The following is a 12,214-nucleotide window of genomic DNA, read 5'->3' as shown; positions in this document are numbered from 1 at the left end:
AAGGGCTTAGATTATTTGCCGAACTTCGTCGAGTGTGGTGGTGCCGTAGGTACCCAGATCCAACAGGTTGCCGTTACTGCCCTTCGTCACGCCCTGTACCAGAGCGAATTGCAGCGGCTGCGCCACCAGTTGCGTCCCGCCATTGCTGGCGGTAATCGCAATGTTGTAAGAACCATTCGGTACCGTTGTTCCGTCCGTTTGCTTACCATCCCAGGTAAAGGTGTGTACCCCGGCTCGCAACTCACCGATCTCCAGCGTCCGTACCACCCGGCCATCTTTATCGGTAATGGTTGCCGTCACTTTGTCCGCAGGCTGTTGCAATTCCACGCCAAACGGCGTCGTGGACGTCACGGCCCCTTCTTCCGCGCCTTTACCCGCCAGAATTGTGGTGCCAGGCACCATAACGCCATGTCCAATCAGCGTGGTCGCCTGTAGGGACTGACTATTATCGATTTGCCCGGAAATAGCCCCCAGCGTCGTATTCAGTTTTTCAATGCCGCTCACGGTACTGATTTGCGCCAACTGCGTCGTTAACTCATTATTTTGTAATGGGTTAGTCGGGTCCTGGTTCTTCAATTGCGCGACCAGTAAGGTCAGGAAACTGCTTTGCAGATCGGCAGCGTTGCTTCCGGTCATCGACCCGCTGCCGGTCGTCGTTTTGACGCCCGTGTTGGTCGGGTCATTCATATTTACGGCAATAGACATACGCGCCTCCTTTACTGGCCTAATGTCAGCGTTTTAAGCATCATGCTTTTTACGGTATTCAGGACTTCGATATTTGCCTGATAGCTGCGCGAGGCTGACATCGTGTTGACCATTTCGCCGACCACATCGACGTTGGGCATTTTGACGTAACCATTAGCGTCCGCCAGCGGATTGCCTGGCTCATAAACCAGCTTTTCCGGTGCCTGACTTTCAATCACGCTGGCGACCTTTACCCCGCCAGTGGCTTGACCCGGCGCGGCGTCCACCTGAAAAACCACCTGTTTGGCGCGATAAGGCTGTCCGTCCGGGCCGGTGACGCTATCCGCATTCGCCAGGTTACTGGCCGCAACGTTCAACCGCTTGGACTGTGCGGCAAGCGCCGATCCGGCAATATCAAAAATGTTTAACAGCGCCACGAATTAGTTTCCTCCCTGTAGCACATTCATCATGCCTTTGAGTTGGCTACCCAGAACGGTAAGCCCCATCTGATATTTGAGACTGTTATCCGCAAACTGCGTACGTTCCCTGTCCATATCTACGGTGTTACCATCCAAAGAAGGCTGATCGGGTACGCGATAAAGCAGATCCACTGCGGGAGAAGAGACCGCCTGGGCGGGAATATGGTGAGAGGAAGTCAACGTTAACGCGACGCCGCCGGTTTCTTCCCGTCCACGCACCATCACCTTTTTTAACTCACTGGCAAAATCAATATCGCGCGCCTGATACCCCGGCGTATCGGCATTGGCGATATTCGCCGCTAATATTTCCTGACGTTGCGCGCGCAGATTTAGCGCTTCCTGCTGAAATCGTAAGGCGGCATCGAGCCTGTCGAGCATATCTCCTCCGCAAATGGCAAAATTCAGCCGACAGCTTAAATGCCTTCACGCGCGCGTTATCGCCGGAATAAACGCAAAATGCGTCGCTATTTATTGCGTTGATGCTTGCTTCACACGGGTAGAATCCTGTCATGACATCAACCAGGGGGAAGTACCATGCAAACGTTAAAACGAGGATTCGCCGTGGCGGCTTTGCTGTTCAGCCCCCTGACAATGGCGCAGGACATCAACGCCCAGCTGACCACGTGGTTTTCCCAGCGTCTGGCTGGCTTCAGCGACGAGGTGGTTGTCACGCTCCGTTCACCGCCCAATCTGCTGCCGAGCTGCGAGCAGCCAGCCTTCAGCATGACGGGCAGCGCGAAGCTGTGGGGCAACGTCAATGTGGTGGCGCGCTGCGCCAATGAAAAACGTTATTTGCAGGTGAATGTGCAAGCGACCGGCAATTATGTCGCTGTTGCCGCGCCCGTCGCGCGCGGCGGAAAATTGACGCCGGCCAACGTCACGCTAAAACGTGGCAGGCTGGATCAGTTACCGCCGAGGACGGTACTGGATATCCGTCAGATTCAGGATGCCGTCAGTTTGCGCGATCTCGCTCCCGGGCAGCCGGTACAGCTTACGATGATACGTCAGGCCTGGCGCGTCAAAGCGGGGCAACGAGTACAGGTCATCGCCAATGGCGAGGGGTTTAGCGTCAATGCGGAAGGTCAGGCGATGAATAATGCCGCCGTCGCGCAAAATGCGCGCGTACGCATGACATCGGGTCAAATCGTGAGTGGAACCGTCGATTCTGATGGGAATATTCTTATTAACCTATAATTGTGTAAAGATTTTGTCGCGGCTGCCGATGAGATATTCAACCATGATGGTAGCTGGCCGCTACAACGTAACCCTCGATGAGGATAAATAAATGAGCATTGACCGTACCTCACCTTTGAAACCCGTTAGCACTGTCCAGACGCGCGAAACCAGCGACACGCCGGTACAAAAAACGCGTCAGGAAAAAACGTCCGCCGCGACGAGCGCCAGCGTAACGTTAAGCGACGCGCAAGCGAAGCTCATGCAGCCAGGCGTCAGCGACATTAATATGGAACGCGTCGAAGCATTAAAAACGGCTATCCGTAACGGTGAGTTAAAAATGGATACGGGAAAAATAGCAGACTCGCTCATTCGCGAGGCGCAGAGCTACTTACAGAGTAAATAAGCGTATGACTCGTTTGTCAGAAATACTTGACCAGATGACCACCGTCCTGAATGACCTGAAGACGGTGATGGACGCCGAGCAACAACAGCTTTCCGTAGGCCAGATTAACGGCAGCCAGCTACAGCGTATTACAGAAGAAAAAAGCTCGTTGCTGGCGACGCTGGATTATCTGGAACAACAGCGCCGTCTGGAGCAGAATGCGCAGCGTAGCGCAAACGATGACATTGCAGAGCGCTGGCAGGCGATTACCGAAAAAACGCAGCATCTTCGCGACCTCAACCAGCACAACGGCTGGCTGCTGGAAGGGCAAATCGAGCGTAATCAACAGGCGCTGGAGGTGCTGAAACCTCACCAGGAGCCGACCTTGTACGGGGCTGACGGTCAGACTTCCGTCTCTCACCGCGGCGGTAAAAAAATTTCTATCTAATCATTGCCGGATGGCGACGTTGCGCCTTTCCGGCCTGAATGCCTTGTAGGCCTGATAGCACAGCGCTATCAGGCACTGAATTTACGCCGTCCGGCGAACAAACTCTTTCACTTTAAAGCCCAACACGGCAAGCGCGGCGAAATAGGCCGCGATACCCGCAATCACTACCGCCATCAAACGTAGCAAACGCCATAACATCGACCCTTGCGACCACTCCGGCATAATATGCAACACGCCGAACAATACGGCAGCCATCACCAGTACGGAAATGATCAGACGCATCAGGAACCACATCCAGCCCGGTTGTGGCGTAAAGATATTCTGTTTGCGCAGTTGCCAGTACAGCAGCGACGCATTGAGACATGCCGCCAGACCAATAGAGAGCGACAGCCCGGCGTGTTTCAGCGGTCCAATAAACGCCAGGTTCATTAACTGCGTCATGATTAACGTCACGATGGCGATTTTCACCGGCGTTTTAATATCCTGGCGAGAATAGAAGCCCGGAGCCAGCACTTTTACGACGATCAAGCCAATCAGCCCCACCGAATAGGCGATTAACGCCCGCTGCGTCATTGCCGCATCAAAGGCGGTGAATTTACCGTACTGAAACAGCGAGACCGTCAGCGGCTTCGCCAGAATGCCTAACGCTACCGCGCTCGGCAACGCCAGTAAAAAGCACAAACGCAGCCCCCAGTCCATCAGGCGGCAGTACTCATCATGATTGCCGCTGGCAAAGCTTTTCGACAATGACGGCAACAGGATGGTCCCCAACGCCACGCCCAGCACGCCGGACGGGAACTCCATCAACCGATCGGCATAGTACATCCATGAGACCGAGCCGGAGGCCAGAAACGAGGCGAAAATGGTATTGATGATAAGGGAGATCTGACTGACGGAAACGCCCAAAATCGCCGGCCCCATCTGTTTGACCACCCGCATCGCCCCAGTGTCGCGAAAGTTAATGCGCGGCAGCACCAGCATACCGATCTTTTTCAAATACGGAAGTTGATACACCAGTTGCAGCACGCCGCCGACGGTGACTGCCCAGGCTAACGCCAGCACCGGCGGATTAAAGTATGGCGCGGCGAATAATGCAAAACCGATCATGCTGATATTAAGAAATGTCGGCGCAAAAGCAGGAATAGAGAAGCGATTCCAGGTGTTGAGAATGGCGCCAACCAGTGAAGCCAGCGAGATCAGCAGAATATAGGGAAACGTAATCCGCAGCAGTTGCGTCGTCAGCGCGAATTTATCCGCAGTATCGGCAAAACCCGGCGCGGTTACCATAATCACCCACGGGGCGGCCAGCATACCGGCCACCGTCACGACGGCCAATGCCAGCGTCAACAGGCCGGAAACGTAAGCGACAAAGATCCGCGTCGCTTCTTCACCCTGCTTGCTCTTATATTCCGCCAGGATAGGCACAAAGGCCTGAGAAAAAGCGCCTTCGGCAAAGATCCGGCGTAGTAGATTGGGGAGTTTAAACGCCACAAAAAAGGCGTCGGTCGCCATCCCTGCGCCAAAAATTCTGGCGACAATCGCATCACGGGCAAAGCCCAACACGCGTGAAAACATAGTCATCGAGCTGACGGCAGCCAGCGATTTCAATAAATTCATTTCTTTTGTATTCCAGACCCTGGCGTAAAACTCCTGCATGGCTGATCCATCGACCGGATAACGCAACTTCTGCCGTATCCGGCTGTATCACCGCGCCTGACGGCGACGTTAAAACGTCTTATCAGGCCTTACAGACTCCCCACGGTTTGCCATTATTCACTGTGAAAAGAGGTATTATGTAGAGTGGGCATATATACCCGCCATACTTCGAGCTGCATGTGCGTTAGCTTTTCTGCAACTCGAATTATTGAGGGTATAGTACCTGGATTACGATGAATTACTACCGCCAGATGTTACAGAGGATTATTCGCTGATGGCGTCCCGCCACAGCGCCTCCACGACGCGCTGGGCCAAAATCGCCTGCTCCCCCGCCGTTTCCGGAACCGTCTGATTTTGTACGCAGTCAATGAAATGCCGCGCGCATCCGACAAAACCACGCTGCTCAAGCGTCGTTTGCCAACCCGGAATGGGTTTGATGAGAATACCCTGCCCGCGCTCTTCGCGCCATTCACGCATATCCGTCACGTCATACAACCCGCCGTCGGTGACGGCCTGGACCGATTCACGCTGACTTCCGGCGCGCCGGTGCATACTGGTGGTAATTTGTAGTTTGTCGGCGGAAAAATGATGTTCCGCATAGTACATTTCGCCGGACTCGCTGGTGAGCAACGTGCCGCTGGCAAGGCGCGCCTCGCCGCCCGCCAGCCACAGTGCGGTATCCACGACATGCAGATAGTCATCGAGCAAAGTAAAACGTAAGTCGTGCGGCCCGACGCTATCGGTACGATGTTTATCCATACGCAGTGACGCCGCAGTGCCGAGGCGCGTCTTCAGTTCGCGGTACAGCGGCGCGAAACGGCGATTAAAGCCAACCATCAGCGTCAATTTTTTTTGCGCCGCCAGCGCCACCAGCCGTTCAGCATCACGTAGATTTTCCGCCAGCGGTTTATCCACGCAGACATGGACGCCGGCATTGAGAAGTTCGCTGACCACGGCATAATGGCTTGCGGTACTGGAGTGGACGAAGACCGCATCGCAGCCGGACGCTAAATTCGCCAGCGAATCCACATACGGTATGCGCCAGCTTTCGCAGATACGTAAGGCTTTATCCCGCGAAGGAGACCAGGCGCCCTGTAACGTCCATCCGGCGGTGTTGGTTAATACCGGCAGCCAGGCCTTCTGCGCAATACCGCCTAATCCGACAATGCCAATCCGTAATGTTCTCACATTACTCTCCCAGGTGAGCTAACAAAGAATCCAGCCGCTGCTTTAACTCCGCCACTTCGCTTTCCAGCGCTTCGACGCGCGACTGAAGATCGCCCGACGCACTTTCCGGCGCAGACGTCTGGAGAGACAGTTCATCGACGTCGCCGCAAAAAAGGTGCATATAACGGCTTTCGCGCTTACCCGGTTCACGCGCCAGACGGACGACATACGGGCCGTCCTCACGACTGGCAAGCCGTTCCAGCGTGGATTCAACTTCCGCCATATCACTGAATTCATGCATCCGCGACGCCCGGCTACGCAACTCGCCGGGCGTTTGCGCGCCGCGCAGCAGCAGCGTAGTGACAAGCGCCACTTCCGCCGCGCTAAGTTTCAGATCGCCAAATTCGGAATTACAGAAGCGCTGTTCATATTTGGTGACGCGATTGCCAAACCCGCTGACCGTACGCAAAAAGTGGCGTTTCACCAGGTTATCGAGCTGTTCTTGTACCTCTTGTTCCGTCAGGTTCATCACCGGTTCACGGTTGGTTTTCTGATTACAGGCTGTCACCACCCCGTTGACGGAAAGCGGATACTGTTCCGGCGTTGTCACCTGCTTTTCCAGCAGACAGCCAATCACTCGCGCTTCAGTGGCGGTTAATTCATATTTCATCGTTTTCTCCCTTTGCCTCTCATTCCGTAAGCCGCTCAACGCCCCGGCGTCCATAACGGCGTGGTTAACGCCGTCAGGACATGGTCGCGCCATTGTCCATCAATCAACAGGTAATCTTTCGCATAGCCTTCTTTTTCAAAGCCAAGCCGCGCCAGCAACGCGCCGCTACGTTTGTTGTGCGGCATATAGTTCGCCATGATACGGTGGATATGCTGAGTGCGCTGCATATAGCGAATCGCAGCGGTTAAGGCTTCAAACATCAGCCCCTGCCCCTGCCACTTCTGCGCAATGGAATAGCCCAGATAACAGGCATGAAAAGAACCGCGCACCACATTGGAAAAATTCGCCACGCCGATAATTTCTTTTTCTTCCAGATCAAGTAGCGCGAAATAGAAGGCGGAGCCCTGTTTGTGAAATTCACCGATCATTCCCAGACGCGCCTGCCATCCTGAAGGATAACAATGACTTTCATCACGGACCGGTTCCCAGGGTTTTAAAAAATGACGATTTTCCGCGTAATAATCGGCCAGACGCCAGGCATCACGCTCATGCACTAAACGTACCACCAGACGATCGGTGGTTAAGCGCACTTTTGGCACGTTACTACGATAGCCAAACATTCTATACCTACTCCTTCCTGTAACGTCTTCAGCACGCCAGTAACATTACTATACCTGCGCAACCAGGCTCTGTGAAAAGCGCAAATCGTCATTTTTTGAATTGCTGCCACATTTTGATGAAAACTCTCGATTAAAAAGGACTTTTGATAAAAAAATATTGTCCCGCTAACGGTAGGAAAAAACGAAACGCCGCCGCAGAATAGAAGACGCTCATCTTTTATTTCCCGGGAGGGGAAATGTCGCGCGTCTCGCAGGCGAGGAACCTGGGTAAATATTTTCTTCTCATCGATAACATGTTGGTGGTGCTGGGTTTTTTCGTCGTCTTCCCGCTCATCTCTATTCGCTTTGTCGATCAAATGGGGTGGGCTGCCGTAATGGTAGGGATCGCGCTCGGCCTGCGCCAGTTTATTCAACAAGGTCTGGGCATTTTTGGCGGCGCCATCGCCGATCGCTTTGGCGCGAAACCGATGATTGTCACCGGTATGCTGATGCGCGCCGCAGGCTTTGCCACCATGGGTATCGCGCATGAGCCCTGGCTCTTGTGGTTTTCCTGCTTTCTTTCCGGTCTCGGCGGTACGCTTTTCGACCCGCCGCGTTCAGCGCTGGTGGTCAAATTAATTCGTCCGGAGCAACGGGGCCGCTTCTTCTCTCTGTTGATGATGCAGGACAGCGCGGGCGCGGTGATTGGCGCGCTGCTGGGAAGCTGGTTGCTACAATACGATTTTCGCCTGGTCTGCGCGACGGGCGCTATTTTGTTCATATTATGCGCCCTTTTCAATGCATGGCTGCTTCCGGCCTGGAAGCTATCAACGGTCAGAACGCCGGTGCGTGAAGGAATGCGCCGCGTCATGAGCGATAAAAGGTTTGTCACCTACGTGCTGACGCTGGCGGGCTACTATATGCTGGCGGTACAGGTCATGTTAATGCTGCCGATTATGGTAAACGATATCGCCGGTTCGCCTGCTGCCGTGAAATGGATGTACGCTATTGAGGCGTGTCTCTCGCTGACGTTGCTCTACCCGATTGCCCGCTGGAGCGAAAAGCGTTTTCGGCTGGAGCATCGGCTGATGGCCGGTTTGCTCGTCATGTCGCTGAGCATGCTCCCCATCGGGATGGTGGGCAATTTACAGCAGCTTTTTACGCTTATTTGCGCTTTCTACATCGGCTCGGTTATCGCCGAACCGGCGCGCGAAACGCTCAGCGCGTCGCTCGCAGACGCGAGGGCGCGGGGAAGCTATATGGGCTTTAGCCGTCTGGGATTAGCCATTGGCGGCGCGATTGGTTATATCGGCGGCGGCTGGTTGTTTGATATGGGTAAAGCGCTTGCGCAGCCTGAACTACCGTGGATGATGCTCGGTATTATCGGCTTTATCACCTTTTTGGCTTTAGGCTGGCAATTTAGTCATAAACGCACGCCGCGCCGGATGCTGGAACCCGGCGCCTGATTTGATACCTGTCGCTATCTCCTCCATACTGGTCAGATACCGACAGTCAAATGGAGGAGAAACGTGAAGCTTTATATTTACGATCATTGCCCTTTCTGCGTTAAAGCCCGCATGATTTTCGGCCTGAAGAACATCCCCGTTGAACTTAACGTGTTACAAAATGACGACGAGGCGACGCCCACCCGGATGATTGGTCAAAAGATGGTACCCATCCTGCAAAAAGATGATAGTCGCTACCTTCCTGAAAGTATGGATATTGTACATTATGTCGACAACCTCGACGGCAAACCGCTGTTAACCGGGAAACGCAATCCAGCCATTGAAGAGTGGTTGCGCAAAGTTAACGGTTACGTTAATCAGCTATTGCTGCCGCGATTTGCAAAATCCGCTTTCGATGAATTTTCTACCCCTGCGGCGCGCCAGTATTTTATCCGCAAAAAAGAAGCCTCATCTGGCAGTTTTGACAACCATCTTGCGCACTCTGCAGGACTGATTAAAAAGATCGGCGATGATTTACGTTTGCTGGATAAACTCATCGTACAGCCTAACGCCGTTAACGGCGAATTATCGGAAGATGATATTCATCTGTTTCCGCTTCTGCGTAATCTGACGCTGGTCGCCGGTATTCACTGGCCGACAAAAGTCGCAGACTATCGCGATAATATGGCAAAGCAGACGCAAATTAATTTACTCTCCTCAATGGCTATCTAACGCCCGCCAGGCGGCAACCCTTTCTTGCCGCCTTTTTCAGCTTTTTCTAGTGGCGCCATGTCCGCTGGCGCGACATGCTGCTTTGTGTCAAGATTAGGGCACAGGCAACATGCTAAGGAACGCCATGAAAAAGTTTTTTTTTGCCGCTGCGCTGGTAGTTAGCGGCCTGTTAGTGGGTTGTAATCAACTTACGCAATACACCATTAGCGAACAAGAAATCAATCAAGCGCTTGAAAAACGGAATAATTTCTCAAAAGATATTGGTCTGCCCGGCATTGCCGACGCGCATATCGTATTGACTAACCTTGTCAGCCAGATTGGTCGGGAAGAACCTAATAAAGTCACCCTTACTGGCGATGCCAGGCTGGATATGAATTCCCTGTTTGGCAGTCAAAAAGCGACGATGAAACTCAAGCTAAAAGCCCTGCCGGTCTTTGATAAAGAAAAAGGCGCCATCTATCTTCAGGAGATGGAAGTAGTAGACGCCACCGTGACGCCGGAGAAAATGCAATCGGTGCTACAAACGCTCCTGCCTTATTTAAATCAGTCTTTACGTAGCTACTTTAACCAGCGGCCCGCTTACGTGTTGCGTGAGGACAGTAGTAAAGGCGAAGCGTTAGCGAAGAAACTCGCGAAAGGCATTGAAGTTAAACCTGGTGAAATCGTTATTCCTTTCACCAATTGATTTCGGAGGGCGCGCTCGCGCCCTTTTTTTACGTGCAAACGAAAACGTTTCCGCTTATCCTTTGTTTCCGGCAAAAAGACTATTCCTCAGCCGGAGCTTATTAATGACTGCACCATCCCAGGTTTTAAAGATCCGCCGCCCGGACGACTGGCACGTTCACCTTCGCGATGGCGACATGTTAAAAACGGTCGTACCCTATACCAGCGAAATTTATGGTCGCGCTATCGTGATGCCGAACCTGGCGTCCCCCATCACGACCGTTGATGCAGCGATCGCCTACCGCCAGCGTATTCTCGATGCGGTGCCCGCCGGGCATGATTTCACGCCGTTAATGACCTGCTATTTAACGGATTCGCTCGATGCCGATGAACTGGAGCGTGGTTTCCATGAAGGCGTGTTTACTGCGGCTAAGCTTTACCCGGCCAATGCCACCACTAACTCCAGTCATGGCGTAACGTCAGTCGACGCTATCATGCCGGTACTGGAGCGGATGGAAAAACTCGGAATGCCATTACTGGTCCACGGTGAGGTGACCCATGCGGAGGTTGATATCTTCGATCGCGAAGCGCGTTTTATCGACACCGTAATGGAACCGCTACGCCAGCGTCTGACCGCGCTTAAAGTGGTCTTTGAGCACATCACGACCAAAGATGCCGCGCAGTATGTCCGTGACGGCAACGACTACCTGGCGGCTACCATTACGCCTCAACATTTAATGTTTAACCGTAATGATATGCTGGTTGGCGGCATTCGTCCTCACCTGTACTGTCTGCCGATTCTGAAACGCAATATTCACCAGCAGGCGTTACGCGACCTGGTCGCCAGTGGTTTTACGCGCGCCTTCCTGGGGACGGATTCAGCGCCGCATTCACGTCATCGTAAAGAGACCAGTTGCGGCTGCGCCGGTTGTTTCAACGCACCCTCCGCCCTTGGCAGTTATGCCGCCGTGTTTGAGGAAATGAACGCGCTGGCGCACTTTGAAGCGTTCTGTTCACTGAATGGCCCGCAATTCTATGGCCTGCCGGTGAATACGGGGTGGGTGGAACTGGTTCGCGATGAACAACAGGTACCGGAAAATATCGCGCTGGCTGATGATTCGCTGGTGCCTTTTTTAGCGGGTGAAACAGTACGCTGGTCAGTAAAAAAATAAAAAATGCGCTTACCTGTTGCTATATATTGGATTTAACTGTATATATATCCAGTATATTAAACAGGGGGCCATTATGCGTATTGAAGTCACTATAGCCAAAACGTCACCTCTGCCTGCCGGTGCGATTGATGCGCTGGCGGGCGAACTCTCCCGTCGTATTAGCCATCATTTTCCGGAGAATTTGGGTAACGTCACCGTGCGTTACGCTACCGCCAACAACTTGTCCGTCATTGGCGCATCAAAAGAGGACAAAGAACGCATTAGCGAGATTCTCCAGGAGACCTGGGAGAGCGCTGATGACTGGTTCATCAATGAATAAAAAATGATATGCAGTGATGTATGTTTGCCGGGTCGCCCCGGCTTTTTTATTTGCGCAACTGATGAATATTTCACCTGACCCTCAAAATAATTGCACAACATCCTAAAAAAATATGAATGAACTGCCGCTTTATTGTTCATATAATTCTTAAAAAGAGAAATTTATCCTCCGGTCTCTTTAAAAACGCAGTGAATAGCCTTATTAATTGGTATACTGAAGTTGCTTCAGAAGAAAAACACGCATTGAACCTCGAGAACCGTTGTCTTATAACACGTACCAGGGGGGCATGATGGAAAAGAATAATGAAGTCATTCAGACCCATCCGCTTGTAGGATGGGACATCAGCACCGTCGATAGCTATGATGCGCTGATGCTGCGTTTGCACTACCAGACCCCAAATCGTCCGGAACCGGAAGGGACTGAAGTTGGTCAAACGCTCTGGTTAACAACAGATGTAGCCAGGCAATTTATTTCAATATTAGAAGCCGGCATCGCCAAAATAGAATCAGGCGATTACCAGGAAAACGAGTATCGTCGCCATTAGCGTGACGCGCTCCCCCTCTCTCAGGCACCGTAAGGTGCCTCACTTATTTCTGGCTTGTATATCTCAGCGCAGTTATTT

At 52.7% G+C, this 12,214-nt stretch carries 16 protein-coding genes; 9 read left to right on the top strand and 7 right to left on the bottom strand.

What is annotated here, in order from left to right; genetic code table 11:
- Positions 1-6: 6 nt before the first annotated feature.
- From flgD to flgB, 3 genes are read right to left on the bottom strand one after another with little or no spacing between them, the layout of a single operon-like run.
- Positions 7-705, bottom strand: coding sequence for a flagellar hook assembly protein FlgD (gene flgD / locus ACH0WD_RS00215; RefSeq protein WP_000020450.1), 699 nt, complete (start codon positions 703-705; stop codon positions 7-9).
- A gap of 11 nt (positions 706-716) precedes the next feature.
- Positions 717-1,121, bottom strand: a complete 405-nt coding sequence (gene flgC / locus ACH0WD_RS00210) for a flagellar basal body rod protein FlgC (protein WP_001196448.1) — start codon at positions 1,119-1,121, stop codon at positions 717-719.
- A gap of 3 nt (positions 1,122-1,124) precedes the next feature.
- Positions 1,125-1,541, bottom strand: a complete 417-nt coding sequence (gene flgB, locus ACH0WD_RS00205; protein ID WP_000887043.1) for a flagellar basal body rod protein FlgB — start codon at positions 1,539-1,541, stop codon at positions 1,125-1,127.
- 156 nt (positions 1,542-1,697) lie between these two features.
- Between flgB and flgA the strand changes: the two genes are divergently transcribed.
- The 3 genes from flgA to flgN all read left to right on the top strand — a co-directional run bounded on the left by flgA (position 1,698) and on the right by flgN (position 3,169).
- Positions 1,698-2,357: a flagellar basal body P-ring formation chaperone FlgA gene (gene flgA, locus ACH0WD_RS00200; protein ID WP_001194076.1), complete on the top strand. Its 660-nt coding sequence runs from the start codon at positions 1,698-1,700 to the stop codon at positions 2,355-2,357.
- Positions 2,358-2,448: 91 nt separating this feature from the next.
- Positions 2,449-2,742, top strand: coding sequence for a flagellar biosynthesis anti-sigma factor FlgM (flgM, locus tag ACH0WD_RS00195; protein WP_000020893.1), 294 nt, complete (start codon positions 2,449-2,451; stop codon positions 2,740-2,742).
- A gap of 4 nt (positions 2,743-2,746) precedes the next feature.
- Entirely contained in the window at positions 2,747-3,169 is a 423-nt protein-coding gene (gene flgN, locus ACH0WD_RS00190) for a flagella biosynthesis chaperone FlgN (protein ID WP_000197547.1), read from the top strand.
- 81 nt (positions 3,170-3,250) lie between these two features.
- On the opposite strand, the gene murJ is transcribed toward flgN, so the two are convergent.
- The 4 genes from murJ to rimJ all read right to left on the bottom strand — a co-directional run bounded on the left by murJ (position 3,251) and on the right by rimJ (position 7,282).
- Positions 3,251-4,786, bottom strand: coding sequence for a murein biosynthesis integral membrane protein MurJ (murJ, locus tag ACH0WD_RS00185; protein WP_001537775.1), 1,536 nt, complete (start codon positions 4,784-4,786; stop codon positions 3,251-3,253).
- 303 nt (positions 4,787-5,089) lie between these two features.
- A complete protein-coding gene (locus ACH0WD_RS00180) occupies positions 5,090-6,013 on the bottom strand; it encodes a Gfo/Idh/MocA family protein (RefSeq protein ID WP_001259730.1) in 924 nt (307 codons plus the stop codon).
- A gap of 1 nt (position 6,014) precedes the next feature.
- The gene (locus ACH0WD_RS00175) at positions 6,015-6,662 is read right to left on the bottom strand and encodes a YceH family protein (RefSeq protein WP_000873047.1); all 648 of its coding nucleotides are present in this window, start codon (positions 6,660-6,662) and stop codon (positions 6,015-6,017) included.
- A 35-nt stretch (positions 6,663-6,697) separates the two neighbouring features.
- On the bottom strand, positions 6,698-7,282 hold the full coding sequence (rimJ, locus tag ACH0WD_RS00170) for a ribosomal protein S5-alanine N-acetyltransferase (protein WP_000468199.1): 585 nt from the start codon (positions 7,280-7,282) through the stop codon (positions 6,698-6,700).
- Positions 7,283-7,518: 236 nt separating this feature from the next.
- Here rimJ and mdtH point away from each other — a divergent pair, with 236 nt between their 5' ends.
- The 6 genes from mdtH (at position 7,519) to bssS (ending at position 12,136) form a co-directional block, all read left to right on the top strand.
- Positions 7,519-8,727: a multidrug efflux MFS transporter MdtH gene (gene mdtH / locus ACH0WD_RS00165; protein WP_000092178.1), complete on the top strand. Its 1,209-nt coding sequence runs from the start codon at positions 7,519-7,521 to the stop codon at positions 8,725-8,727.
- Positions 8,728-8,790: 63 nt separating this feature from the next.
- The gene (gene grxB / locus ACH0WD_RS00160; RefSeq protein WP_000780893.1) at positions 8,791-9,438 is read left to right on the top strand and encodes a glutaredoxin 2; all 648 of its coding nucleotides are present in this window, start codon (positions 8,791-8,793) and stop codon (positions 9,436-9,438) included.
- Positions 9,439-9,562: 124 nt separating this feature from the next.
- A complete protein-coding gene (locus tag ACH0WD_RS00155) occupies positions 9,563-10,123 on the top strand; it encodes a lipoprotein (protein WP_000713057.1) in 561 nt (186 codons plus the stop codon).
- Positions 10,124-10,226: 103 nt separating this feature from the next.
- Positions 10,227-11,273: a dihydroorotase gene (gene pyrC, locus ACH0WD_RS00150; RefSeq protein ID WP_000126601.1), complete on the top strand. Its 1,047-nt coding sequence runs from the start codon at positions 10,227-10,229 to the stop codon at positions 11,271-11,273.
- Between the two features lie 73 nt (positions 11,274-11,346).
- Complete coding sequence (gene dinI, locus ACH0WD_RS00145; protein ID WP_001217763.1) at positions 11,347-11,592, top strand: DNA damage-inducible protein I; 246 nt, start codon at positions 11,347-11,349, stop codon at positions 11,590-11,592.
- Between the two features lie 289 nt (positions 11,593-11,881).
- Positions 11,882-12,136 (top strand): biofilm formation regulator BssS, encoded by a 255-nt coding sequence (bssS, locus tag ACH0WD_RS00140; protein WP_000414441.1) that lies wholly within the window; start codon positions 11,882-11,884, stop codon positions 12,134-12,136.
- The last annotated feature ends 78 nt before the right edge of the window (positions 12,137-12,214 follow it).

The organism is Salmonella sp. 2020_1395 (assembly GCF_043848115.1).
GTDB classification, from domain to species: domain Bacteria; phylum Pseudomonadota; class Gammaproteobacteria; order Enterobacterales; family Enterobacteriaceae; genus Salmonella; species Salmonella enterica.
Note: the sequence above shows the minus strand (reverse complement) of the source record. Positions and strands in the feature narration are given on the sequence as shown.